26 protein-coding genes, 1 tRNA gene and 1 pseudogene are annotated in these 22,083 nt (G+C 57.7%); 13 read left to right on the plus strand and 15 right to left on the minus strand.

Features of this window, described 5'->3' with window-relative positions; genetic code table 11:
* Window positions 1-56: 56 nt before the first annotated feature.
* Window positions 57-1,502 carry a pyruvate kinase gene (pyk, locus tag GFB49_RS18475; protein WP_153217422.1) on the minus strand — a complete coding sequence of 482 codons (1,446 nt, stop codon included), beginning with the start codon at window positions 1,500-1,502 and terminating at the stop codon, window positions 57-59.
* Between the two features lie 343 nt (window positions 1,503-1,845).
* Between pyk and GFB49_RS18480 the strand changes: the two genes are divergently transcribed.
* On the plus strand, window positions 1,846-2,160 hold the full coding sequence (locus GFB49_RS18480) for a DUF1244 domain-containing protein (protein WP_343032636.1): 315 nt from the start codon (window positions 1,846-1,848) through the stop codon (window positions 2,158-2,160).
* A 3-nt stretch (window positions 2,161-2,163) separates the two neighbouring features.
* Here GFB49_RS18480 and GFB49_RS18485 read toward each other — a convergent pair whose 3' ends face one another.
* The 4 genes from GFB49_RS18485 to dgcN form a co-directional block, all read right to left on the minus strand.
* Entirely contained in the window at window positions 2,164-3,066 is a 903-nt protein-coding gene (locus GFB49_RS18485; protein WP_153217426.1) for a LysR family transcriptional regulator, read from the minus strand.
* 406 nt (window positions 3,067-3,472) lie between these two features.
* Window positions 3,473-4,333: a D-amino-acid transaminase gene (locus GFB49_RS18490; protein ID WP_153217428.1), complete on the minus strand. Its 861-nt coding sequence runs from the start codon at window positions 4,331-4,333 to the stop codon at window positions 3,473-3,475.
* Window positions 4,334-4,343: 10 nt separating this feature from the next.
* Entirely contained in the window at window positions 4,344-5,309 is a 966-nt protein-coding gene (gene dgcA / locus GFB49_RS18495) for an N-acetyl-D-Glu racemase DgcA (RefSeq protein WP_153217430.1), read from the minus strand.
* 146 nt (window positions 5,310-5,455) lie between these two features.
* Window positions 5,456-6,457: an N-acetyltransferase DgcN gene (gene dgcN, locus GFB49_RS18500; RefSeq protein ID WP_153217432.1), complete on the minus strand. Its 1,002-nt coding sequence runs from the start codon at window positions 6,455-6,457 to the stop codon at window positions 5,456-5,458.
* Window positions 6,458-6,775: 318 nt separating this feature from the next.
* Here dgcN and GFB49_RS18505 point away from each other — a divergent pair, with 318 nt between their 5' ends.
* On the plus strand, window positions 6,776-7,738 hold the full coding sequence (locus GFB49_RS18505) for an L-malyl-CoA/beta-methylmalyl-CoA lyase (protein ID WP_153217433.1): 963 nt from the start codon (window positions 6,776-6,778) through the stop codon (window positions 7,736-7,738).
* A 587-nt stretch (window positions 7,739-8,325) separates the two neighbouring features.
* Here the strand turns inward: GFB49_RS18505 and GFB49_RS18510 are convergent.
* Complete coding sequence (locus GFB49_RS18510) at window positions 8,326-8,778, minus strand: Lrp/AsnC family transcriptional regulator (RefSeq protein ID WP_153217435.1); 453 nt, start codon at window positions 8,776-8,778, stop codon at window positions 8,326-8,328.
* 72 nt (window positions 8,779-8,850) lie between these two features.
* On the opposite strand from GFB49_RS18510, the gene GFB49_RS18515 reads away from it, so the two are divergent.
* A complete protein-coding gene (locus tag GFB49_RS18515; protein WP_153217493.1) occupies window positions 8,851-9,447 on the plus strand; it encodes a LysE family translocator in 597 nt (198 codons plus the stop codon).
* Between the two features lie 3 nt (window positions 9,448-9,450).
* On the opposite strand, the gene GFB49_RS18520 is transcribed toward GFB49_RS18515, so the two are convergent.
* The gene (locus tag GFB49_RS18520) at window positions 9,451-10,353 is read right to left on the minus strand and encodes an AraC family transcriptional regulator (protein ID WP_153217437.1); all 903 of its coding nucleotides are present in this window, start codon (window positions 10,351-10,353) and stop codon (window positions 9,451-9,453) included.
* A gap of 521 nt (window positions 10,354-10,874) precedes the next feature.
* Here GFB49_RS18520 and GFB49_RS18525 point away from each other — a divergent pair.
* A complete protein-coding gene (locus GFB49_RS18525) occupies window positions 10,875-11,837 on the plus strand; it encodes an acetyl-CoA carboxylase carboxyltransferase subunit alpha (protein ID WP_153217439.1) in 963 nt (320 codons plus the stop codon).
* Window positions 11,838-12,060: 223 nt separating this feature from the next.
* The gene (locus GFB49_RS18530) at window positions 12,061-12,657 is read left to right on the plus strand and encodes a rhodanese-like domain-containing protein (RefSeq protein WP_194269397.1); all 597 of its coding nucleotides are present in this window, start codon (window positions 12,061-12,063) and stop codon (window positions 12,655-12,657) included.
* Window positions 12,658-12,761: 104 nt separating this feature from the next.
* On the opposite strand, the gene GFB49_RS18535 is transcribed toward GFB49_RS18530, so the two are convergent.
* On the minus strand, window positions 12,762-13,160 hold the full coding sequence (locus tag GFB49_RS18535) for a DM13 domain-containing protein (RefSeq protein ID WP_153217442.1): 399 nt from the start codon (window positions 13,158-13,160) through the stop codon (window positions 12,762-12,764).
* Window positions 13,161-13,310: 150 nt separating this feature from the next.
* Between GFB49_RS18535 and GFB49_RS18540 the strand changes: the two genes are divergently transcribed.
* A complete protein-coding gene (locus GFB49_RS18540) occupies window positions 13,311-13,877 on the plus strand; it encodes a TetR/AcrR family transcriptional regulator (RefSeq protein WP_153217444.1) in 567 nt (188 codons plus the stop codon).
* A gap of 13 nt (window positions 13,878-13,890) precedes the next feature.
* Here the strand turns inward: GFB49_RS18540 and GFB49_RS18545 are convergent, their stop codons facing one another.
* On the minus strand, window positions 13,891-14,553 hold the full coding sequence (locus GFB49_RS18545) for a GntR family transcriptional regulator (RefSeq protein WP_153217446.1): 663 nt from the start codon (window positions 14,551-14,553) through the stop codon (window positions 13,891-13,893).
* A 116-nt stretch (window positions 14,554-14,669) separates the two neighbouring features.
* On the opposite strand from GFB49_RS18545, the gene GFB49_RS18550 reads away from it, so the two are divergent.
* The gene (locus tag GFB49_RS18550) at window positions 14,670-15,293 is read left to right on the plus strand and encodes a glutathione S-transferase (RefSeq protein ID WP_246149794.1); all 624 of its coding nucleotides are present in this window, start codon (window positions 14,670-14,672) and stop codon (window positions 15,291-15,293) included.
* Here the strand turns inward: GFB49_RS18550 and GFB49_RS18555 are convergent.
* On the minus strand, window positions 15,282-15,986 hold the full coding sequence (locus tag GFB49_RS18555; protein WP_153217448.1) for a M48 family metallopeptidase: 705 nt from the start codon (window positions 15,984-15,986) through the stop codon (window positions 15,282-15,284). The genes GFB49_RS18550 and GFB49_RS18555 overlap by 12 nt on opposite strands.
* Before the next feature lie 100 nt (window positions 15,987-16,086).
* Between GFB49_RS18555 and GFB49_RS18560 the strand changes: the two genes are divergently transcribed.
* Both GFB49_RS18560 and GFB49_RS18565 read left to right on the plus strand, forming a co-directional pair.
* Window positions 16,087-16,416 (plus strand): TIGR02300 family protein, encoded by a 330-nt coding sequence (locus tag GFB49_RS18560; RefSeq protein WP_153217450.1) that lies wholly within the window; start codon window positions 16,087-16,089, stop codon window positions 16,414-16,416.
* 304 nt (window positions 16,417-16,720) lie between these two features.
* Window positions 16,721-16,796, plus strand: a tRNA-Ala gene (locus GFB49_RS18565).
* Between the two features lie 481 nt (window positions 16,797-17,277).
* Here the strand turns inward: GFB49_RS18565 and GFB49_RS21310 are convergent.
* From GFB49_RS21310 to GFB49_RS18580, 3 genes and pseudogenes are all read right to left on the minus strand, one after another.
* Window positions 17,278-17,463: pseudogene (locus tag GFB49_RS21310) on the minus strand (GNAT family N-acetyltransferase); the annotation flags it as partial.
* A gap of 413 nt (window positions 17,464-17,876) precedes the next feature.
* A complete protein-coding gene (locus GFB49_RS21120; RefSeq protein WP_214644985.1) occupies window positions 17,877-18,326 on the minus strand; it encodes a hypothetical protein in 450 nt (149 codons plus the stop codon).
* Window positions 18,327-18,335: 9 nt separating this feature from the next.
* Window positions 18,336-18,473 carry a hypothetical protein gene (locus tag GFB49_RS18580; RefSeq protein WP_153217454.1) on the minus strand — a complete coding sequence of 46 codons (138 nt, stop codon included), beginning with the start codon at window positions 18,471-18,473 and terminating at the stop codon, window positions 18,336-18,338.
* 205 nt (window positions 18,474-18,678) lie between these two features.
* On the opposite strand from GFB49_RS18580, the gene GFB49_RS18585 reads away from it, so the two are divergent.
* From GFB49_RS18585 to GFB49_RS18600, 4 genes are all read left to right on the plus strand, one after another.
* Complete coding sequence (locus GFB49_RS18585; RefSeq protein WP_153217456.1) at window positions 18,679-19,290, plus strand: TetR/AcrR family transcriptional regulator; 612 nt, start codon at window positions 18,679-18,681, stop codon at window positions 19,288-19,290.
* A 36-nt stretch (window positions 19,291-19,326) separates the two neighbouring features.
* Entirely contained in the window at window positions 19,327-19,713 is a 387-nt protein-coding gene (locus GFB49_RS18590) for a hypothetical protein (protein WP_153217459.1), read from the plus strand.
* A 58-nt stretch (window positions 19,714-19,771) separates the two neighbouring features.
* Window positions 19,772-20,158, plus strand: coding sequence for a Rid family hydrolase (locus GFB49_RS18595; protein WP_153217461.1), 387 nt, complete (start codon window positions 19,772-19,774; stop codon window positions 20,156-20,158).
* A gap of 67 nt (window positions 20,159-20,225) precedes the next feature.
* Entirely contained in the window at window positions 20,226-20,609 is a 384-nt protein-coding gene (locus GFB49_RS18600) for a hypothetical protein (RefSeq protein WP_153217463.1), read from the plus strand.
* Between the two features lie 88 nt (window positions 20,610-20,697).
* Here the strand turns inward: GFB49_RS18600 and GFB49_RS18605 are convergent, their stop codons facing one another.
* On the minus strand, window positions 20,698-21,147 hold the full coding sequence (locus GFB49_RS18605) for a GNAT family N-acetyltransferase (RefSeq protein ID WP_153217464.1): 450 nt from the start codon (window positions 21,145-21,147) through the stop codon (window positions 20,698-20,700).
* 250 nt (window positions 21,148-21,397) lie between these two features.
* On the minus strand, window positions 21,398-22,045 hold the full coding sequence (locus tag GFB49_RS18610; RefSeq protein ID WP_246149795.1) for a TetR/AcrR family transcriptional regulator: 648 nt from the start codon (window positions 22,043-22,045) through the stop codon (window positions 21,398-21,400).
* Window positions 22,046-22,083 lie beyond the last annotated feature (38 nt).

Here is a 22,083-nt window from a genome sequence, read left to right on the forward strand (position 1 = left end):
CCACAGTGGTTTTCCAAACAGTTCAAACCGCAGGACAGGCCTGCGATTGACCCTCGTTATTCCGGATCAGTGGCATAGATCTGGCGCTCGTCGCAGGGGGCGATGCGCAGAATATTGGTGGTGCCCGAAACGTTAAACGGAACCCCCGCAGTGACCACAATCTGGTCGCCTTCGCTGGCAAAACCACCGGCCCGCGCGGCGCGGACTGCGCCAACAACCGCGCCTTTGAACCGCTCAACCGCATGAGTTTCGATGCAGTTACAACCCCAGCTCAGCGCCAGACGGCGGGCGGTGTCGCGCATCGGCGTCATCGCCAGGATCGGCACCGCAGGACGTTCGCGCGCGGTCAGCAAGGCAGTGGTGCCGCTTTGGGTGAAACAGGCAATCGCCTTGATGTCGGTCTTTTCGGCAATCTCACGGGCGGCGGCCACAATACCATCCGCAACCGTGCTGCCCTTGGCAGAGCGCGAGGCGGCAATAATATCGCGATAGGTGGGATCCGCCTCAACCTCTTTGGCGACCTTGTCCATGGTCTGAACCGCTTCGATCGGATACTGACCAGCCGCGGATTCCGCGCTCAGCATGATAGCATCGGTGCCTTCATAGATCGCGGTCGCCACGTCCGAAACTTCGGCGCGGGTTGGCATCGGGCTTTCGATCATGCTTTCCAGCATCTGGGTCGCGACAATCACCGGCTTGGCGGCATTGCGACATTTGCGGACCAAACGTTTCTGGATCGGCGGCACGGCCGAGACGGGCAGTTCCACACCCAGATCCCCGCGCGCCACCATGATACCATCGCAAGCATCGAGGATTTCATCAATGTTTTCAACGGCCGCAGGCTTCTCGATCTTGGCCACCACAGCGGCGCGACCGTCTGCCAACCCTTTGGCTTCGAACACATCCTTGGCACGCTGCACAAAGGACAGCGCCAGCCAGTCGACGCCCAGGGCGCAGACAAATTCCAGATCCGCGCGGTCTTTTTCCGACAGAGCCGCCAGGGGCAGAACCACATCCGGTACGTTCACACCTTTGCGGTTGGAGATGGTGCCGCCGGTCACAACAACACAATCGGCAAAATCATCGCCGCAGCTTTCGACCTTCAGACGGATCTTACCGTCATTCACCAAGAGCGAAGCACCGGGTTCAAGCGCTTGAAAGATCTCAGGGTGCGGCAGCTGCACGCGGGCCACATCACCCGGCGTCTCGTCCAGATCCATACGGAATTTGGCACCTTCTTCCAGCTCTTCGGCGTCATTGGCAAAAACACCAACCCGCAGCTTGGGGCCCTGCAAATCCGCCAGGATAGCAATCGGGCTGTCCAGATCTTCTTCGATTTTGCGGATAATCCGGTGCCGTTCGGCAATCTCTTCGTGGCTGCCATGCGACATATTCAGACGGAACACATCGGCCCCAGCCTCATGCAGGGCACGGATGGTGTCATAATCGTTGGATGCGGGGCCCAGAGTGGCCACGATTTTCACATTACGCTGTCGTCGCATCGACGTTCTCCTTCGTGTTTCTGGTCACCATGTCCTCAACGCGCTGCCGAAACAGAACCGGCCCTTCGGCCTCGCGCCACCTCCTGACCATGATGAACCCGCAAATGTTAACGCAAACATTATTTGCGGCTCTTATCGCTTAAATCGCCTTATCTGGCAACTCCCGTAAAGCTGCACCACTAAACAAAGACAGTTTCATGACAATTTCCCAAGTTCCAACACAGGCCTGCGGCCATTTCGAAAATGCGATCAGTCTTTTGTGATCCCGTTGCGAGCGGTAGTTCGGCCTGTTACCTCTAAACGTAGCAAATTTTCGACGGAGCGCGTCATGGACCAGCCAAAAATCGACCCCCAGACCGAAATTGAACTGCAAGCTGCTGCCTTTCGCCGCTTGCAACAGCATCTGATGCAAGATCGCACCGATGTGCAGAACATCGATATGATGAATTTGGCGGGCTTTTGCCGCAACTGCCTGTCTCGTTGGTATCAGGAAGCCGCCAACGACCGCGGCATTGATATGGACAAAAACACCGCGCGCGAGATTTATTATGGCATGACCATGGATGAGTGGAAATCCAAGTACCAGACCGAAGCCAGCGCCGAAACACAGGCCGCCTTTGAAGTCGCCTTCAAGGAAAACGTCACCGACAAGAGCTGAGGATCAGCACTTAAAACACCCTTTGATGACATCGCGGATCCAGCGTTGACGGGCTGAGTTTTCGTGCCGCAGGTGCCAGACCAGATCAAATGAGATATCTGGCACCACAAAGGGCACCGGGCATTTTGCAAAACGAGACAGAACCCCTTTGTGCAGTTTGTCCGGCAAAGTTGCGACCATGGAGGTGCCCTCCATGACCTCGGCCAAAAGCCAGACATTTGGCACCCCAACCGTCACCTTGCGCTGAATGGCAAATTCTTCCAGACGTTGCTCTACTGTGCTTTTGGTGCGCCCGCCGAAATCCAGCACGATGTGATGGGCCGCCCCATAGTCCGGCACCGATTGGATAGGCTCCCGCACATCTGCATCGTAAAAGACGGACGACTGATCGACATACAGCGCCGAGGTGCGCACCGTTGTTGGATAGCTGTTCAATCGCGGTACAATGGCCACATCCAGATCCATGCGGTACATGCTCTCTTCCAGATTGTCGCGCGCACCCAGTTCCCGGATGGTGACCTGCTTCATCGGCACTTCGCGCCAGAACGCCTTTTGAATGGCCCGCGCCGCTACCGCCATGGCTCCGCCATTCATCGCGATCACAATGGGGCGCGGATCCTGGTTCGGCTGATAAACCTCCGCCTCTCCCAGCGCTTCCAGATCCGCCATGATCTTGCGCATCTGCGGCGCAATCCGTGTGGCGGCGGCGGTTGGCACAATGCCGCGCCCGGATTTCTGGAACAATTCCACCCCCAAGGTGCCCCGCAGTTTTTCCAACGTATGGCTGACGCTGGATTGGCTCACCCCAAGGGATAAAGCAGCTTGACTGACCGAGACTTCGTCGAACACTGCGAGAAAAACGCGCAATGTTTGACCATTGATCTGGGACACATCGATTTTCATCATGTAATAATCTGCCGCTTCGATTGATTTTGTCCGAACAATTACCGCAAAGTGTAAAGAAATCTAAAGGGTAAAACCACTGCGAGCGGTAATGTTGTATTCAAAATCTTCCAAACTTAACACCTCGGCGCAATCCGAAACCGGATCGCGAGAGGTGGAAACTGGGGGGTTAAAGCCGCTGGTTGATCACGCAATCGATTGCGCCCGCAATTGGAACTATGAGGATGCCAAAAAGGCCATCGAGCAGGCCAGACGCCGCCTAGAAGAATAGCCTTCCTGCACAGGAGGCTTTGCTGACACTCACCAAAACAGACCAAACCACCACTCACTCTGGCGTGTCAGCGACAAAGGGCCGTTCCTTATTTCAGGAACGGCCCTTTTAAAATCTTGTCCTCTTGGGACAACGGGATCAGATCGCCTCTTTCAGGCTTTCTTCCAGATAGATCTCACGCAGGCGCTTGGCGATTGGGCCCGGTGTGCCGTCACCCAGCTGAACACCGTCAATTTCTACAACCGGCATCACAAAGGCCGAAGCCGAGGTGGTGAAGGCTTCATCCGCCTCTTTGGCTTCCTCGATGGTAAACAGACGCTCTTCGATTTTCATCTGCGCCTCGTTTGCCATTCGCAGAACCGCCTTACGGGTGATCCCATGCAGGATATCGTTTGACAGCGGGCGGGTCACGATCACACCATCTTTGACGTAATAGGCGTTGTTCGACGTGCCTTCGGTCACATAACCGTCTTCCACCAGCCAAGCGTCATCGGCGCCGGCTTTCTTCGCCATCATTTTACCCATGGACGGGTACAACAGCTGCACGGTTTTGATGTCGCGACGCCCCCAGCGGATATCCTCGATCGAGATGACTTTGGCACCCTTTTTCGACGCTTCGCTGTTGGCCAGACCGGGCTTGTTCTGGGTGAACAGCACCAAGGACGGCGGCGTGTCCTCAGAGGGGAAGACAAAATCACGGTCGCCATCGGACCCACGGGACACCTGCAGGTACACCAGACCTTCGACGATGCCGTTTTCCGCCACCAGCTTGCGGTGGATCTCCAGCAGTTCTTCTTTGCTGCAGGGGGATTTCATGTCCAGCTCGTCCAGAGAACGCTGCAGGCGCACGGCATGCCCTTCAAAGTCAATTAGCTTGCCATCCAGAACGGATGTCACCTCATAGACCGCATCCGCAAAGAGGAAACCACGATCAAAGATCGAGACCTTGGCTTCGGTCTCTGGCAGGTATTCGCCATTTACATATACTGTACGGGTCATCTCAGTCTCCTTAGCCCCACAGATCGGCCAACGGCGGGTGCACGCCTGCCGTATCAAAAGTCAACGGTTGTTCACGGTCTTCGGCCAACAGAAGCGGGCCGTCAAGGTCTGTGACCATGGCCCCTTGGGCCACCAAGGTCGCTGGGGCCATCGCAAGCGAAGAGCCGACCATGCAGCCGACCATGATTTTGTAGCCCTCAGCCAAGGCCGCTTCGCGCAGCTTCAACGCTTCGGTCAGACCGCCGGTTTTATCCAGTTTGATGTTGATCACATCATACTTGCCTTTGAGCTTGGCCAGGCTCGCACGGTCATGGCAGCTTTCATCGGCGCAGACAGGCACGGGCCGGTCCATACCAATCAGCGCGTCATCTTCGCCTGCGGGCAAAGGCTGTTCAACAAGCGCCACGCCCAGACGCACCAGATGCGGCGCCAGATCCGCATAGACCTCTGCTGACCAGCCTTCATTGGCGTCAACAATAATGGTGCTGTCCGGCGCACCGGCCCGCACAGCTTCCAAACGCGCCATATCGTCCGGCGTGCCCAGTTTAATTTTCAACAGCGGACGAAATGCATTTTTGGCCGCCTGCGCCTGCATCTCTGCCGGTTCCGCAAGTGACAGCGTATAGGCGGTGATTTCCGGGCCCGGTTTGGGCAGGCCAGCCAGCTCCCAGGCGCGTTTCCCGGCCTGTTTGGCCTCCAGGTCCCACAGCGCGCAATCGACCGCATTGCGGGCGGCCCCGGATGGCAACAGCCCTTGCAGATCCGCACGATCAAAATCCGTGGGCAGGCCGCGAATTTCGTCGGTCACACTATCCAGCGTTTCATTATAACGCGCATAGGGCACGCATTCACCCCAGCCCACATGACCGTCTTTCTCAACTTTGACCGTCAGCACCTTGGCCTCGGTCCGCGACCCGCGCGAGATGGTAAAGACCTGTGCCAGCTTGAATACGTCTGCGGTGACACTCAACTGCATGTAATACCCCCAATCGGATGCGCCTTTTCGGCGGTCACCCTAGGGCGCACCTAGTGAAAGGGCCACCCGTCTTTCATCTTTTTAAAAATACTTCCGCCGGAGGCACCCACGATCACCGCAGGCGCCCCCGATCGGAAAGAGTCTCATCAGATCGCGGCAAGTGCGTCGACCAGTCGGCCCGCACCCTGACGATAGGGGTCAACCGCCGGCAGACCCATTTCCTCTTCGACCTTTGTCAGATAGGCAATCGCCTCCTCTTCGCTCAGGTGCTGCGTGTTCACGGAGATGCCGACAACCTGACAGGCCGGGTTGGACTTCCGCGCCAGCGGCAGTGCGGTGTCGCGCAGCTCTTGCAGGGTCGGAAGGTCAAAGCCCGGCAGACCGCGCATGTGCTCGCGGGTTGGCTCGTGGCACAGGATCAGCGCGTCCGGCTGACCACCGTGGACCAGCGCCATGGTCACACCCGAGTAGGAAATGTGGAACAAGGAGCCCTGCCCCTCAATCAGATCCCAGTGGTCGTCATCGTTGTCGGGGGTCAGATATTCGACCGCACCCGCCATAAAGTCCGCGATCACGGCGTCCAGCGGAACCCCCTGACCGGTGATCAGGATGCCGGTCTGACCGGTTGCGCGGAAGGTGGATTTCATCCCGCGTTCCTGCATCACGGTGTCCATGGCCAGCGCAGTGTACATTTTGCCCACGGAACAATCGGTACCCACGGCCAGGCAACGTTTGCCGGTGCGGTTCTTACCGTTTGCAATTGGGTAGGCCACGGTGGGGATACGTACATCGTGCAGGGTGCAGCCGTGGGTCTGAGCCGCCGCGACCAGCTCGTTTTCGTCACGCAGCAGGTTGTGCAAGCCGGATGCGATGTCAAAGCCCATCTCCAGCGCTTTGACCAGCAGTTCTTTCCACGCCGCAGAGATCACGCCGCCGCGGTTGGCCACGCCGATCACCAGTGTCTTAGCACCGGCTTCTTTGGCCTCTTCCAGTGTCATTTCGGTCAGGCCCAGATCCGCGCCGCAGCCGGGCAAAGAGATCTGGCCAACCGCGTGATCCGGACGCCAGTCGCGGATCCCGATGGCCACTTTTGCTGCCAACATATCGGGCGCATCGCCCAGGAACAGGAGATAAGGGGTCTCAATCATGTCAAAGCGCTCCACATAGGTAACATTGTTTCGGCCATTGTATGCAAATGCGCACGCGAGGAGCTCCCGGCATTGTACCAAGTTTTATGGAACGCATCGAATTTTCTTCGATTCATGCCCGAAGAAAAGCAAGAAATATCCGAAAGAGGGCGATATTCTGGTGAAGTCTTCGGATCAAAGATGCTTACAAATTAGGCGATTTGTAAACAATGCTGCGGTTGCAAAATGGCCATTGCGAAGCGGTCTGAAATTTTATACCAATATCTCAAAGTCATACGACATATCGTTACGCGCTCAACGCGTGGGAGGAGATCCAACATGAGCTTTCGCATTCAACCCACTGCCCCCGCCCGGCCCAACCGGTGCCAATTGTTCGGCCCCGGCTCGAACACCAAACTGTTTGCCAAAATGGCAGCTTCGGCAGCGGATGTAATCAACCTAGATTTGGAAGATTCGGTTGCGCCCTCAGACAAAGAGATGGCCCGCGCCAATGTGATCGAGGCGATCAACACAGTGGATTGGGGCAATAAATACCTGAGCGTGCGCATCAATGGGTTGGACACGCCCTATTGGTACCGCGATGTGGTGGATGTTCTGGAACAGGCAGGCGACCGGTTGGATCAGATCATGATCCCCAAGGTGGGCTGTGCCGCGGATATTTATGCGGTGGATGCGCTGGTGACCGCGATTGAAACCGCCAAGGGCCGGACCAAGCCGATTTCCTTTGAGGTGATCATCGAATCTGCGGCGGGCATCGCCCATGTGGAAGAGATTGCAGCCAGCAGCCCGCGCCTGCAGGCGATGTCGCTGGGGGCTGCGGACTTTGCGGCCTCGATGGGCATGCAGACCACTGGGATCGGCGGCACACAAGAGAATTACTATATGCTGCGTGAGGGTGACAAACACTGGTCTGACCCCTGGCATTGGGCGCAGGCGGCCATTGTTGCGGCCTGCCGGACCCATGGTGTTCTGCCGGTGGATGGGCCGTTTGGCGATTTCTCGGATGATGAGGGGTATATCGCGCAGTCCAAACGCTCTGCCACGCTGGGCATGGTGGGCAAATGGGCGATCCATCCCAGACAGATTGCGCTCGCCAACCAAGTCTTCACTCCCTCTGAAGAGGCGGTAACAGAAGCACGGGAAATCCTGGCCGCCATGGAAGAGGCCAAGGCATCTGGTGCTGGTGCCACCGTTTACAAAGGGCGCCTGGTCGACATCGCTTCGATCAAACAGGCCGAGGTGATTGTGGCCCAAGCAGAGCTGATCGCCGAAGCCGGGTAAGCAAACGGTCGTCACGACGGCCCCGGTTCAAAACGCCTGCGGCGGGCGAAGCGCTCCCGCCCCTTTTTCAATGCGCCAACGGCCCCTTGAAAAGCGTTGGGCCGGGCGGGGGCCGCGCCTTTGGCGCGGCCCCCGCCCCCTGGCGATGCGCATCGCGCAGCGCAAAACCTCTTACTCTTCCCTGCATCTGTTGCATTTGGCCCTGCGCACAACGACGCGCCTCCTTTGAACAACGCAAAGCTGCAGTCAAACAACGCAAAGCAAAAGTGCATGCGTTTGGAGCCGACGGACACTGCCTCGACGACCATTTTGTAGTGCTTTGAAGCCTCTCTGGGAGATCCCGCAGCCCAGGCTCGCGTTTCTGTCGAACAGCCTTTTGATAAGGTGGCGGCGCCGCCAAATCGGAAAGCGGGTGGGATATCCCACAGAACAGACGTCCATTCTCTCCCCGATGTGCCAGATCGGGGGCCAGTTCCAGGTGAGGCGCGCGTGTCAGACGTGCCCCGGTGATCGATCGCCGACAAAGTGACAGATGCAGCTTAACATCTGCCAAGCCCACCGCGCGCCCAGGGCGCAACGCCGCCCCCCTATTGCCGCAGATCCTTTGGGGTTCCCATCACCACATAGGAGGTGATCGACGTCACGAACGGGGCCGTCCCCAGCACATCCGTGTGAAATTGTTTGTAGCTTGGCAGATCGGCACATTCCACGCGTAAGAGATACTCGATGGTGCCCGTGATATTATGGCATTCCACCACCTCTGGCGCGCGGTCCATGACCCGTTCAAAGGCTTCTTGCGCCTCTTTGTTATGTTCGCCCAGACCGACACCGATATAGGTGACAAAGCCCGCGCCCAGCTTGCTGCGGTCCAAAACCGCGCGGTAGCCGGTGATGACACCTGCACGCTCCAGCTCTTGGACGCGGCGCAGGCAGGCAGAGGGGGACAGCCCCACCCGATCGGCCAGCTCCAGATTCGAAACCCGGCCGTCGCGTGACAGCTCCTGCAATATTTGCTGATTAATTCGATCCATCTTAGTCATTTGTTGCAAAACATGACGCAACACGCCGCAAAACACAATTTCATTCCACGCGTTCACCATCATATTCACCCAATGACTTTTGAGATCTTCATAGCGCTGGCAGGCTTTGCCCTTGGAACGGTGATCACACCGGGCCCGAACAATCTGATGCTGATGGCTTCGGGGGCTAACTTTGGTTTTCGCCGCACTATCCCGCATATGTTGGGCGTGGGGCTGGGCTTTCCGATGATGATCGTGCCCGTGGGCCTGGGCATTATGCAGCTGTTTACCCTATTTCCGCCCTTGGTCCGGGTGATGGAGGTGGTTTCAGTTGTCTATATGCTGTGGCTGGCGTGGAAAGTGGCCCATGCGGCGACCCCTGGCGAAGGGGTCACCGAAGGGCGTCCGATGACGTTTCTGCAGGCCGTGGCCTTTCAATGGGTCAACCCCAAGGCCTGGGCGATGGCGCTTGGAGCGATCACGCTTTATGCAACGGACCGCACGTTGGGTGCGATCCTTTGGGTTGCGGGGACCTATGTGATGATGGGCTGTATATCGACAACCACCTGGACGGTTCTGGGCCAACAGCTGCGCCGCATCTTGACCAACCCGGCCCGCCTGCGCGTCTTCAACTGGAGCATGGCCGGCATGTTGGTCGCATCACTGGGTGCAGCCCTTCTGCTGAAGTAAACCTCAGGCCGCCAGCGGCAGGCAGATTTGCGTCAGCAGCTCTTCGGGCGCGGTGTCGGACGGGCTGTTCAGATAGACCTCATAGCAGGGCGCATCGCGCGCTTCCCGGCCGGATTGCGGCAACCAGACGCCATAGAGGTATTTGTAAGCGTCATGAAGCCCGGCATAAGGCCCTTTGAACAGAAGGACCGCGGTTGCACCACCGGAAATGCTTGCGCGTTCCATCGGTTCGGCCACATCCGCATCGGCCGCAATCTCAAGCGCGGCAAAGCTGCGCAGGTCCTGGGCGGGGGTAGCGTCGGGATCATCATAATAGATGCCAAGCATCCCCTGAACCTTGGGCCAGAGGTTGCGACTGCTGGCCAGCACGTTCAGTTTTTCAAAGGTCTCGCCAATGGCCATGTAATCTCCACGATGGTCCAGCCCCGCAAGGCGGCGGTCCGGAAGCGTTTCAAGGGTGACGTCATACATTTTGGTTTCTCCTATAAGAGGGGGCCGAGGCGCGGGGCCCAGCTGTCCACGTTGGCGAAACTGACCAGGCGGCAGATCAAAACGGGCCCGAAAGGCGCGGGAGAAAGCGGGCACGGTGGCGTAGCCTGCCTCTGCCGCGATCTGATCGATGGGACAGCTGCCCTGCACCAGCTGCATGGCCGCCCGATAAAGGCGAATGCGCCGCGTAGCCTGGGCTGCGGTCTCTCCGGTCACCGCGTGAAAGACCCGGTGGAAGTGGAACCGGGACATGGCTGCGATATCGGCCAGATGGTCCAACGACAGTTCTTGCGGCTGCGCAGAATGGATGTGTTCCACCACACGCAGCAGGCGCTTTTCCATGTTGCGCGCATGGATGCTCTGCGCCTTCTCGGCGATGACTGCGGGCTCTGCCTGGCGGTTTTCCCGATCTTTCATTGCGCGTCTCCCTTGCCGGTTTTTTCAAATGCGTCTTGTCAGTCTCACCTTACCCTTGACATGGAGCCGATTACCAAATCTTGCTGAACTGCTGCGCGTTGGGTTTTGATGTTCCAGTCCACTGTCCCTTCCCTGCCCTGACCAGCAAGCGGTGTTACGGTAGTCGGCACAGGTCGTTCAGGGCGCTCCCGCATCCGCCACACCCCCTGGCCTGCGGCCAGAGCGAGTGGCGGATTTTGGGCGTAGCGCCGCGCCTTTGGCGCGGCGCTACGCCCAACCGCAAGGGTCCGTCCCAAGGGGACGTGGCCCGCGTGGGCGGGAGGGCTGCGCTGATCCTGGATGCCACATTTGATTGTGCCACCCCACCTGCCGCGCGCTTTTTTTGCCGCCGATCCCGCAGCACGCCCCCCTCTCCTGGCCCCCTTCTGATCACGCCCACCCCCTCCCCCCTGCTTGCCCGGTTGCAATTGGTCGCGCTCAGGGTCATATAGCCTTCGCAAACTGTGTGCAGAGAGGCATCCATGACCAACTATCTCGATTTCGAGAAACCCCTTGCGGAGATCGAAGGCAAAGCGGAAGAGCTGCGGGCTTTGGCGCGGGCCAATGAAGAGATGGATGTGACCGAGGAAGCCGCCGCATTGGATGCCAAGGCCGAGCAGCTTCTGAAGGACCTCTATCAGGACCTCACCCCCTGGCGCAAATGCCAGGTGGCGCGTCATGCCAACCGTCCGCACTGCAAAGATTACATTGCAGAGCTGTTTACCGAATACACGCCTCTGGCCGGCGACCGCAACTTCGCCGATGACCTGGCCGTCATGGGTGGTCTGGCCCGGTTCAACGACCAGCCTGTGGTTGTGATCGGCCATGAAAAAGGCTCTGACACCAAGGGGCGCATCACCCATAACTTTGGCATGGCCCGCCCCGAAGGTTATCGCAAAGCGATCCGTCTGATGGAGATGGCCGGCCGGTTTGGCCTGCCCGTGATCACCTTGGTCGACACGGCTGGCGCCTATCCCGGCAAAGGCGCCGAAGAGCGTGGCCAATCTGAGGCCATTGCGCGTTCAACCGAGATGTGTCTGAAAATCGGTGTACCGTTGATTTCCGTGATCATTGGCGAAGGTGGCTCCGGCGGCGCTGTGGCCTTTGCCACGGCCAACCGTGTCGCGATGCTGGAGCATTCGATCTATTCGGTGATCAGTCCTGAGGGCTGCGCCTCGATCCTGTGGAAAGACGCCGAAAAGATGCGCGAAGCTGCCGAAGCCCTACGTTTGACCGCGCAGGATCTGCTGGAGCTGGATGTGATCGACCGGATCATTTCCGAACCCATGGGCGGCGCACATCGCGACACCACAGCCACGCTGGCGGCGGTGCGCGGGGCCATCACCAATATGCTGGCGGAACTGAGCGACATGGACGCAGCCGCGTTGATCAAAGACCGGCGCGAGAAGTTTATCGCAATCGGCTCCAAAGGGCTGGCGGCGTAACGCACCCTTCGTCACGGTCCAAAGCTAACCATCTGTGAAACCCGGCCCTGTGCCGGGTTTTTCCGTGACCTTTTGCGACGGGCCAGCCCTCCCCGCTCACAAAACTGTGCGCACCCCCTTGGTGACAGAGTCACATGGGGCGCGGACCTGCCCCTGATATGCCTGTGGCCAACGGAAACGGAAATGCGCCGGAATGCGCAAACGCAGAGCAAAGGGGCAGGACATGGATCAGATGTCACGCAGGGGGTTTATTGGCGCAGGTGTTGCCTTGGCAGCGTCCGGGGCAATGGCGGGGGTGATCACCTCGGATATTCAGGCAAGCACGCTTAAAGCGTCGAAAACCACCCCCCTTGGGCTCTATCTGTCGCCAACGGCCGCCCATCAGGCAATGGTGCAAGATCCCGAGATCCTGTTTGTCGATGTGCGGGACCCTATTGAGATTACCTTTGTCGGCCACCCCCAAGGGCTGGACAAGATCATCCCGTTGAATGTGGCCACCCATGCGGTGCATCCGCAAAGCGGTCAGTACCAGATGGCGGCAAACCCCAATGTGGTTGCCGAATTTGAGGCATTGTTCCGCAGCAAAGGCAAAAGCCAATCCGCGCCGCTGTTTGTAACCTGCCGGTCCGGCAGCCGCTCGGCCACAGCTGCACGCCTGTTGATCAAGGCTGGGTTCACCAATGTCTGGAACCTGACCGAAGGGTTTGAAGGTGACAAGAACGGCAATGGCGCGCGGGCCGTGAATGGCTGGCGTAACCGGGGCCTGCCGTGGGGGTACAAGCTGGCAGAGGGCGTGGCTTGGAACCGGCATTCTGCCTGAGGCTCCGGCCTTGCAGGTCAGGGTCATGCGGGTGACCTGCCTTGCAAGACCGGGAGGACAGGGGCGGGCTCGCCCTCCCCTGTCCAACTGTTAAAGGTCGCAGCTTACTTCAGCGCGGCAACGCCCAGCGGAACCGAGAATTTCTTGCACCAGATATAGACTTCGTTGAAGTCATTTACATTGACGCTGGCGGGCACGATGTAGACTTGGGTGCCGGTCTTGCTCTGCAGCGCGCCAAGGTCTGCGGTGTCGACAAATTCACCGTCTTTGCCAAAGCCCACACGTGGGTCCGGGGCGCCATCCAGGCTGAAATCGCTGTCCAGGATCACAACCGCGCCGCCGTCTTTGGTTTTGATGATCTTTACACCGCCAGTGGTGACGTGATCGCTGGCACCGGTGAACTCACCATGCGTTTTGGACTGGCCTGCAGTTGCAGCGAGCGGTGCAAAGGCGATCATCGCAGCCGCAGCGATGCCCAGGGATTTTACAAAAACCGATTTCATATCGTGGTCCTGACTTTGACTTGAGGCAAATGTTTGCCGGTTGAAAACTCTGTACCGGATGCATAACATTGGGAACCAATCAGTTCCAAATCGCATTTGCGTGATAGTGGACCAAATGGTTCCGAATTAATGGGTGAGACGAGGTAGCACATGGCACGACCCCGGGAGTTTGACATCGACACAGCACTGGCGCGGGCGCTCGATGTGTTTTGGGAAAAGGGCTATGATGATGCATCCCTGCCCGATCTTCTGGAGGGCATGAAGCTGACACGCGGGAGCCTTTACAAGGCATTCGTTGACAAGAAGACGTTATACCTGCGTGTTCTGGAGCAATATGATGAAAAAGCAGTCAATGAGGCGGTTTCTTTGCTCACCGCTCCGGGCACTGATGGCTGGGTCCGGATCCAAGAGCTGTTTCGGGCAATCACGGATGTGGTGGAACAGGGGGACCGACGCGGTTGCCTTCTGTGTTCGGCTGCCGCGGGCCCTGCAGCCATTGACCCAGAGATTGGAGCGGCTGTAGCCAGCGCACTCGGACGCATGCATGGTGGGTTTTGTTCCGCAATAGAAGACTCCAGCCACCCCCAGAATGCCCAAAGCCTCGCCCATCTGTTGGTCAACCAATATGTCGGGCATCGGATCATGGCGCGTGCTGGCGCATCCTTGGACATGCTGCGACAAAGCTGCGCTGCATTGGAATATTTACGCGCAAAGTGAACCGTTGGGGTTTCTACCCCGCCAGCAAACGCAGCCCTTTGGTCACATCCGAGCGCACCGCCAGCCGCAGGCTGGGCTCATCCCCTGCCTTGAGCGCGGCGATGATCAAGCGATGGTCCTGTGGTGGCTCGGTCCGGCGCAGGCGCCCATAAAGCGCCCGCATGGTGGGCCCCAGCTGCAGCCAGACGGTTTCCGCCATCGCCAGCATGGCTGGGGCCTGTGCCCGCAGATACAGCGTGCGGTGGAATTCCAGATTGGTGCGAATATACCCCACAGCATCGCGTTTCGCGACGGCCTCAGCCACGTTGGAATTGATATCCTGCATCCGATCGATCAGCGCCATATGGGCCCGAGGCAAAGCGCGTGAGGCCAGTTCCACCTCGATCAACGCGCGCAGGGCCGCCAGTTCCTCGATCCGCTCATTGCTCAATTCGGGTGTCGACACCCGGCCCGACGAGGACAAAAACAGCGCCCCTTCAGCCACCAGACGGCGCACGGCTTCGCGCGCGGGCGTCATCGAGACCTCATATTCCCGCCCGATCCCACGCAGGGTCAGGGCCGCACCAGGAGCAATCTCGCCGTGCATGATCCGTGTGCGCAAGGCGCGATAGACGCGGTCATGCGCGGCAGCGGTGACTTCGGTCGGGTGCGTGGAATTGCGGGCAGTACGTAACATGGCCTTGCATGTGATCACAAATCTGGCGCGGGTCAACCGCAATCTGCGACGGGGACGGTTTTGTGAGCCCTGACCGCGTTGCCTGCCCGCGAAACCTGCGTTAGATCACAGGGGTGATGACCCAGATGCCGATCCTGTATTCCTTTCGCCGCTGCCCCTATGCGATGCGCGCCCGCCTGGGGCTGGCGGCCTCTGGCGTGGCGGTTGAACTACGCGAAGTGGTTTTGCGCGACAAACCCACAGCCTTCCTGTCGGCCTCCCCCTCGGCCACGGTGCCCTGTCTGGTGGCGGGATCGCAGGTGATCGATGAAAGCTTTGACATCATGACCTGGGCCCTGGCCCAATCAGACCCCGAGGGCTGGCTGGAGATGCCAGAGGCCGGGCACAGCTGGATCACCGAAGCCGATGGCCCGTTCAAACACGCGCTGGACCGGACCAAATACGCCACCCGTTATCCAGGTGAAGACCCCGAGGATCACCGGGCTGTGGCGCATGCGTTTCTGGCCCGGCTGGATGAGCAGATCGACACGTGGATCTTTGACCGGCCGACGCTTGCAGATTATGCGATCCTACCCTTTGTTCGCCAGTTTGCCTTTATCGACAAAGCCCGGTTTGACGCAGAAGACTGGCCCGCGCTGCAGGGCTGGCTGGAGCGGTTCCTGACCTCGGATCGATTTTCTGGGATCATGACAAAATACCCGCAATGGGTCGACGGTGATCCGGTCACCTTATTCCCCTGACCGCTCAGGCCCGTCAAAGCGGAACCGATGCAATTCTCCACCGTGGCTGCGCAGCCAATTGCGGGCGGGTTCGTAATTGCCAAACAGCCTGTGCACGTGGTTCCAAAAGGCTGGGGAATGGTTCATCTCGGCCAGATGCGCCACCTCATGGGCGGCCACATAGCGCAGCACATCGGGCGGCGCCAGGATCAGCCGCCACGAATACATCAGCCCCCCATCTGACGTACAGGACCCCCACCGTGACCGAGTATCGCGCAGGGTGATCCGCGCGTAGCTGCGCCCCAGACGGGCGGCATAGAAATCCGAGGCCTCTGCCAGCCGGTCGCGGGCCAACTCACGCAGATACCGTTCCAGGCTGCGATGCAGCGCGGCGGGAGGCACGGCGATGGTGTCAGGCCCCAATTCCACCCGACGCCCCGTTGCGGCCACCACCCGGCGCTGGGTTCCATCCACCGGCAGCAGCGTATCAATCCCCACCTGTACCTGCGCAGGCTGGCGTGCCAGATGTTTGCGGATCCAGTCTTCCTTCTCAGAGGCAAACTCCAACGCCGCCTCGGTCCGCAGCCGCTCGGGCAGTGTCACGGTCACCCGTCCGTCCAGGGCTGACACGCGCAGCGAAATCCGTCGCGCCCGCGCCGAGCGGCGCAGGGTCAGCGGGATCGGCGGGTCGCCAAGAAGGTGTTGGTTGCTCATTCGATGTCCCTTGTTCGCAAAGGCTTTGACAGTCAAACCTGCATATGGCAAGGCACCTGAATCGTCGATACGACTCACAGCATAATCAAGGGGACATCACATGCCCAAGGAAGAATGGGGTACAAAACGCGTCTGCCCGACCACCGGCAAGCGTTTTTACGACCTGAACAAGGACCCGATCGTCAGCCCTTATACGGGCGAGATCGTTGAGCTGAACACCGGCAAATCGCGCATGATCGAAGCGGATGCCGAAGATGCGGCCAGCGCAAAAGCAAAAGAGAACACAGACTCCGAAGATGTCGTTCTGGATGATGACGATGACGCGGTTGATGTGGATCTGGGAGATGACATCCTGGATGATGACGACGACGAGGACAACGTGTCGTTGGACGACCTGACCGACATGTCCGCACCCGACGACGAAACCTAAGACCTGTTGGACACGCAGGGCCGCCGCACCCGGCCCGCCTGTCAGATGGCTCGACAAGAGGAGGCCCCGCGCCTCCTCTTTTTTGGTCTGCGCCAGGCTTTGGTCCGTCTCAGGCGCGATGGGCAGACTGGCCCCTTCCAACGCCCCCTGCCCCAACCTTTGCGTATAATTGCCAGGCTCGCCCCGGCTATTGAAATTTTACCAAAAAACGCAGGCCCCGCCCATTTTCCTCTTGCAGCCCCAACAGAGTCGGCTTAAACGACCTCTCACACCGCAAGGCGCACCAGTGCCCCGGCGGCCGGATGGGGCCTTAGCTCAGTTGGGAGAGCGCTTGCATGGCATGCAAGAGGTCAGGGGTTCGACTCCCCTAGGCTCCACCAAACTTCCAATTGTAAATGATCACATAGTTTTGCCTTTTTGGTCAGATATGTTGCCTCTGGTCGCGCGAAACGTGTCACCTCCAGAGTAATCTCAGTCAGCCAACTGACGTCCACGCTTTGTGCACGAACGGCGGACAGCAGACATTCGCTGCAGACATGGTAAGTGCCTATGGAGTTCGCAGAAGCGGACGTCCAGCTATCAGAAAGGCAGAGAAACAACTGAAGCCGCCACCGATGCCCCATGCGTGTCATCACTACCAGGCGCCCTGTCCCTGGATCTTTAGAGCACAACGTTGACCAGTGGCCGCCCCTTGTTAATGCATCCGGTAGATCAGCGAAACTGGCGCGCTCGTCGCATGAAAAGCGTCTCGAGGGTGCCATAGGTGCCCATGATCTTGTTCGAGAATCCAGTCTTTTCAGCAACCCTGATGGAGTTGGAGTGTTCTGGATAAAAAATGCAGGATGTTCGATCGAACTCCATTCATTCATTTGCCCATTTCAACATCCTTGTAACGGCCTCGGTGGCGTAGCCTTTACCTTGTGCGTTCGTTTTGAACACCCAGCCTGCCTCCGGATTTCCACCCAGGGAAGGCGCCGTATCGCGTCGGTGGCCGGCAAACCCAACCTCTCCAAGGAATACGCCGGTATTCTTGCATTCAACGACCCAATATCCAAAGCCGAGATGCTACCGGTGATCAGTATAGCTCAGAAGTCGAGTCCAAGACTGCACTTCGGTGGATGGCTCGTCTGAAATCATGGCAACCACCTCTGGATCAGCCCACATCGCAGCACTGTCATCGAAGTCGCTGGTCCGGTGACCTCTTAGGATAAAGCGGTCAGTGCTGAGGACTGGAGCAAGGATGTGGTTTGGCATCGGCGATCTCTTTCCGTGTTCTGCGTCAAATCTGGGTACGAAGCGCTTAGCATCTTGATCTAAGCAAGGCAGCCCAGATTTGGTTTTCGTTTAGGCTGCCTTGATGTGAGCTCCAGATGTGCCAATGCTGCTCGGATTGGTACATTATGCTCCTTCGCTCGGCTTGATGTGATCTGATCTCTTGCGAACGATGGCCCACATTGCTGTTAACCAGCTCCATATGGTTCTTCCTGGACCGCATGGCCGAGAACCATCTTTATGAAAAGACAGGGGATAAACCATTCCAACCCGTCCCCAAGCGGCAGAAGAAGCTGGTCGCTAAGCAGGGCAAGCACGGTCAGGCCTGTTGCAGCTGCACGGCGCAGATATAGGGGCATCACCAGCAATGTTGTCACGCTGACGAGAAGCAGCGCATACCAGATCGCCGCATTCAGGAGGTGGCGGTTCAAAAAGTAGGCGATGATGATCGGGTGCATGTGTATAGCGGTGAACAGCATCGGATTCTTTGCCAGCCGGGCGCTTAGGCCCTCACCTGGTTGCAGGTCCGTGTGATAAAACCGTTTGCAAGAGTTGAGCATGTTTGCGACCGCGCCACCGGCGATGTCAAACGCGAAAAATGCAAGCAGCGCGATTTTCCAACCCTCGGCGAGGGGCACATCATGGGTCTAATCCGTAGTCAGAATGATGCCGGTGAAAATAGTGGCCATACCATATGCCAGGACACGTTCAGCCACTGTGGCCCCTGTCCCGCAAAGCGGATCAATGCTGCCTGAGTAAGTCCAGTTGATCGGTGCGGTTTGCATGTCTTCTCCTTAGAGCCTGTGATTTACCCATGACTTTGGGTTTTGTGTTTACCGTCGCAGCAAAAAATGATGGCGAGGTCGTTTTCAGAATTGATTTATAATGACCAACCAGTCATTAAAGTGGATGCGACAAAGATGACCATCCGGTCATAATAATTCTGTGTCTATGATGGGCACGAAAGAAAGCAGCAAGGGTTGCAGGTGAATGCCCAAGGTCGTGGACAAAGCGAAAATGCGAGGTGAAATCCTCGATGCCGCCCTGAAGGTCTTTGTTGAAAAGGGTTATCATGCGTCATCGATGAGCGATATTGCACGCGCTGCCAGCTTGGCCAAAGGTACACTCTACATCTATTTCAACAGCAAGGACGCGATGACGACGGCAATTGTCGATCGCCATTTTGCAATGTTGGAAGACCGGATCACACAAGGCCAGACTTGCGAGACGCTTGATGCCTTTCTCGACGAGCTCAACCGAACGATGGATATCCCGACCGAGCAGGCTTCATTTCTTCGTGTCTTCTTCGAGGTGTTCGGCCCAAGTTTTGCATCGGAGGATTTCTCGCAGCATGTGGCCCGGTTTTTTGATCGTCTGGGCGCCCACTACGCCAACCAGATCTCACATCTTCAAAACCGAAAGCAGGTTGCAGAGCACTATGATGCCGCCTCGATGGGCCGCGCGCTGGCCAGCATGATGGATGGAGTAGTATTGCATATGAGTTTGTTTGACATAACAAGGCGACGGCACAGGCGTTTGGTCCGCGAGGCAATTTCAATGCTTGGCGCCGGGTTACGGCCAGCATCGGCCTCCAACGACTGACTCGCCTTGCCACGTTTCACATAGCGGAGATATCACTTGAACATTTGGGTTTTCATCGTTGCCTGCATTACGCTGGCCGCCTTTCTGGCTCATGTCGTCATCGGTACAAAAGAGACTGCCACACTCGCCCCACCCAGATCGGAGACGCAACGCAACGCCAATTGGGTTCAGGCCATGTGCGCCTTTCAGATGCTGTCTGTCGATCTTCTGGTGGTGGCGGCGGCGCTGTTCGGCATCGCCGTCCTGAACCTGGGTCCGTTGGAGCGTCCGGCGATCTTGTTTTTCGGAGTGCTGTTCTTTTTGTGGGGCGTGGTTTGGATCGTCCAGATGAAGGTCCTGTGCAACACTGCGGTCAGCCTGTGGCGACTGCCACACTGGCTTGTCTGGTTCGTCTGTTCAGCACTTCTTTTGCTTGGCAGCTAGAACCCTGATGCACTGCGATAACATCTACAAAGACACAATGCACCTGGAAGGGTAGACCATGCCGAAACCTATTGTCCCCAAAAGCCTCCAAAGCTACGTGACGGACTGGATGATGTCACCGGGGCTTGAGCACGATGGCTTTGTCTTCATGACCGGCCTCACAGGTGCTGATGCGGACGGCTTGCTGGCTGACAACCCGACCGATCAGATTGAGGCGGTCTTTGAGAAGATCGGGATGGTGCTGACCGAAGCCGGACTGGGCTTCGAACATCTGGTGGAGATGACCAGCTATCACGTTGGTCTGCGTGATCATCTAAATGCGTTCAAAGACATACGGGCGAAATATGTGTCGGAACCGTTCCCTGCATGGACAGCGATTGAAGTCGCGGGTTTTGTCCGGGAAGGCGCTTGCATCGAGATCAGATGTATTGCGCGCAGGAACTGACGAGGCTCGCATGAGGATTGTCACTTTACAGAACGACTATCCCGTAAGCGCGTCAAGATTGTGGACGTTGGCCACCGATTACGCGGCGCTGAGCGAGGTTATGGAAGGATTGGTCTCGTTTGAGGGGTTGCCAGCCGGGCGCACCCAAACTGGGCAGAGGCTTGAAGTGATGGTGTCGCTCTTCGGCAAACTCCCTGCGCAACCCTATCGCATGGAGGTGTTGGAATGCGACAATCAGCGCATGATCCTTCGCTCTTCCGAACGGGGTGCCGGTGTAAAGACATGGCTGCACAGCCTTAAGGTCACGAAGATCGAGACCGGCAGCCGATTGCATGATCGCATCGAGATCGATGCCGGTATGCTGACACCCGTGTTTGCACTCTGGGCCCGATACCTTTACCGTGCACGGCATAAACCGCGGCTCAGATTGTTCGAAAGCGGGCGATACTAAACGGTCTATCTACCCCAGGTATGATGACAGCTTGGTGTGGTTGGGAAATGCTGGGCGGGACGTTGTATGTCGTCGCCCAGCTCTTTCGTCAGCTTTTCAGTCGCAACTGGACAGTCTCGAAGGGCAATCCATCATCATCTATTGCCCGTCTTGATAGCTCTTCGAACCCAAGCGTCTGATAGAAGGCAAGTGCCCGGTGGTTGTCCACGTAAACCTCTAACCGCAACTCCTCCTTCAGGGCCATTGCATGGCCGACCAGAATCCGACCGATTCCCTGCATCTGGTAATGCGGCGCGACAAACAAGCCGCCGATGAAACTGTCCACCAGGCTGATGAAGCCAATCGGCTCCCCCGATTGACAGGCCACCCAGGTCTCCGAGTCGGGGAGATACGTCGTCTCGATAAGTCTTTGCTGCTCACGCAGCCGTTCTTCTCCAATAAAGGCATGCGCCGAAAGAGAGGCATCAAGCCAGATTGTCGAAAGCTTTTCATTGTCCGACGCCATATAGGCACGGATGCGTGTATTGATGTTTTCCATGATATTCCTGCAGAAATTTTGCACAGAGAAACAGTGCCAAAACTGGCACTTATTGCCACCGCAGCTGCGGTTCAGGTTCGGCTTCTGCGCATAAATCTCCTTCGACAGGTTTTGTATCGCTAGATGATCATTCGAGGAACTGCAAGGGCGGACGCAGTCTCCCAGGCTTTGATGCTGTTCTGAGTAAGACGCATTGCCAAAGTAACCGGTTCGGGGCAGTGCGCTTTTATCCATGCCGCTTCTTGAACGACTACAATTGAGTTGGAGAGTCAGAAGCTTTTTCAATACCCGGCCTTTTGGCAAACAATCTAACCGCGCACGCCACCTTGTCTTCTAAAACCACTTGGGAAGGCTGTTCACCCGCCAGCACTGCTGAAAGATGCACATCCCCTCGAACGGCACCCAAGAACTGTTCTGCCGCTGTTCGGGCGTCTGAGGTTACAAGGTTGCCTGCCGTTTGATTGGCTTCAAAGAAGCGCGCCAATCCTTTACTTGCAACGGCAGGACCGCGCACAAAAAAATCCCGGGATAGCTCCGGAAAATGATGCGCTTCCGCCGTCATGATACGATACAAAGCAATGCCCTCGGACGACAGAAGAACGCTCAGATATTCGTATCCCATCCGGAATAGAGCCCGTTCAAATGCACCCTCCGCCGGTTTTGGCTGCAATGCTGCAAAGACCCGTCCCGAAATCCGTTCGACAATTGTGTGAAACAAAGCCTCTTTTTTGGGGAAATGGCTATAGAGAGTCCGTTTGGAACCGCCCAGTCGGGCATGAATCTGATCCATGCTGGTGCGACCGAACCCTTCCCGGAGAAATATTTCCGACGCGATTTCAATTATTTCTTCTCGCTTCTTTTTTTGCCGTGCTGTCAAAGCTGTTGGTGTTTCGCTCAAAATTGACCTCCAGAACGCGATACGAGAGCTTGCAATGG

This window comes from Tritonibacter litoralis (genome assembly GCF_009496005.1).
GTDB lineage: Bacteria > Pseudomonadota > Alphaproteobacteria > Rhodobacterales > Rhodobacteraceae > Epibacterium > Epibacterium litoralis.

Bases quoted from the DNA above. Each gene is read 5' to 3' on its own strand.
- GFB49_RS18525 (WP_153217439.1), top strand. From the start codon at position 10,875: ATGACCAACTATCTCGATTTCGAGAAACCCCTTGCGGAGATCGAAGGC.
- GFB49_RS18545 (WP_153217446.1), bottom strand. From the start codon at position 14,553: ATGTTACGTACTGCCCGCAATTCCACGCACCCGACCGAAGTCACCGCT.
- pyk (WP_153217422.1), bottom strand. From the start codon at position 1,502: ATGCGACGACAGCGTAATGTGAAAATCGTGGCCACTCTGGGCCCCGCA.
- GFB49_RS18550 (WP_246149794.1), top strand. From the start codon at position 14,670: ATGACCCAGATGCCGATCCTGTATTCCTTTCGCCGCTGCCCCTATGCG.
- GFB49_RS18560 (WP_153217450.1), top strand. From the start codon at position 16,087: ATGCCCAAGGAAGAATGGGGTACAAAACGCGTCTGCCCGACCACCGGC.
- GFB49_RS18490 (WP_153217428.1), bottom strand. From the start codon at position 4,333: ATGACCCGTACAGTATATGTAAATGGCGAATACCTGCCAGAGACCGAA.
- dgcA (WP_153217430.1), bottom strand. From the start codon at position 5,309: ATGCAGTTGAGTGTCACCGCAGACGTATTCAAGCTGGCACAGGTCTTT.
- GFB49_RS18555 (WP_153217448.1), bottom strand. From the start codon at position 15,986: ATGAGCAACCAACACCTTCTTGGCGACCCGCCGATCCCGCTGACCCTG.
- GFB49_RS18595 (WP_153217461.1), top strand. From the start codon at position 19,772: ATGCCGAAACCTATTGTCCCCAAAAGCCTCCAAAGCTACGTGACGGAC.
- GFB49_RS18535 (WP_153217442.1), bottom strand. From the start codon at position 13,160: ATGAAATCGGTTTTTGTAAAATCCCTGGGCATCGCTGCGGCTGCGATG.
- GFB49_RS18485 (WP_153217426.1), bottom strand. From the start codon at position 3,066: ATGATGAAAATCGATGTGTCCCAGATCAATGGTCAAACATTGCGCGTT.
- GFB49_RS18505 (WP_153217433.1), top strand. From the start codon at position 6,776: ATGAGCTTTCGCATTCAACCCACTGCCCCCGCCCGGCCCAACCGGTGC.
- GFB49_RS18585 (WP_153217456.1), top strand. From the start codon at position 18,679: ATGCCCAAGGTCGTGGACAAAGCGAAAATGCGAGGTGAAATCCTCGAT.
- GFB49_RS18520 (WP_153217437.1), bottom strand. From the start codon at position 10,353: ATGAAAGATCGGGAAAACCGCCAGGCAGAGCCCGCAGTCATCGCCGAG.
- GFB49_RS18605 (WP_153217464.1), bottom strand. From the start codon at position 21,147: ATGGAAAACATCAATACACGCATCCGTGCCTATATGGCGTCGGACAAT.
- GFB49_RS18540 (WP_153217444.1), top strand. From the start codon at position 13,311: ATGGCACGACCCCGGGAGTTTGACATCGACACAGCACTGGCGCGGGCG.
- GFB49_RS18580 (WP_153217454.1), bottom strand. From the start codon at position 18,473: ATGCAAACCGCACCGATCAACTGGACTTACTCAGGCAGCATTGATCCG.
- GFB49_RS18530 (WP_194269397.1), top strand. From the start codon at position 12,061: ATGGATCAGATGTCACGCAGGGGGTTTATTGGCGCAGGTGTTGCCTTG.
- dgcN (WP_153217432.1), bottom strand. From the start codon at position 6,457: ATGATTGAGACCCCTTATCTCCTGTTCCTGGGCGATGCGCCCGATATG.
- GFB49_RS18510 (WP_153217435.1), bottom strand. From the start codon at position 8,778: ATGACTAAGATGGATCGAATTAATCAGCAAATATTGCAGGAGCTGTCA.
- GFB49_RS18515 (WP_153217493.1), top strand. From the start codon at position 8,851: ATGACTTTTGAGATCTTCATAGCGCTGGCAGGCTTTGCCCTTGGAACG.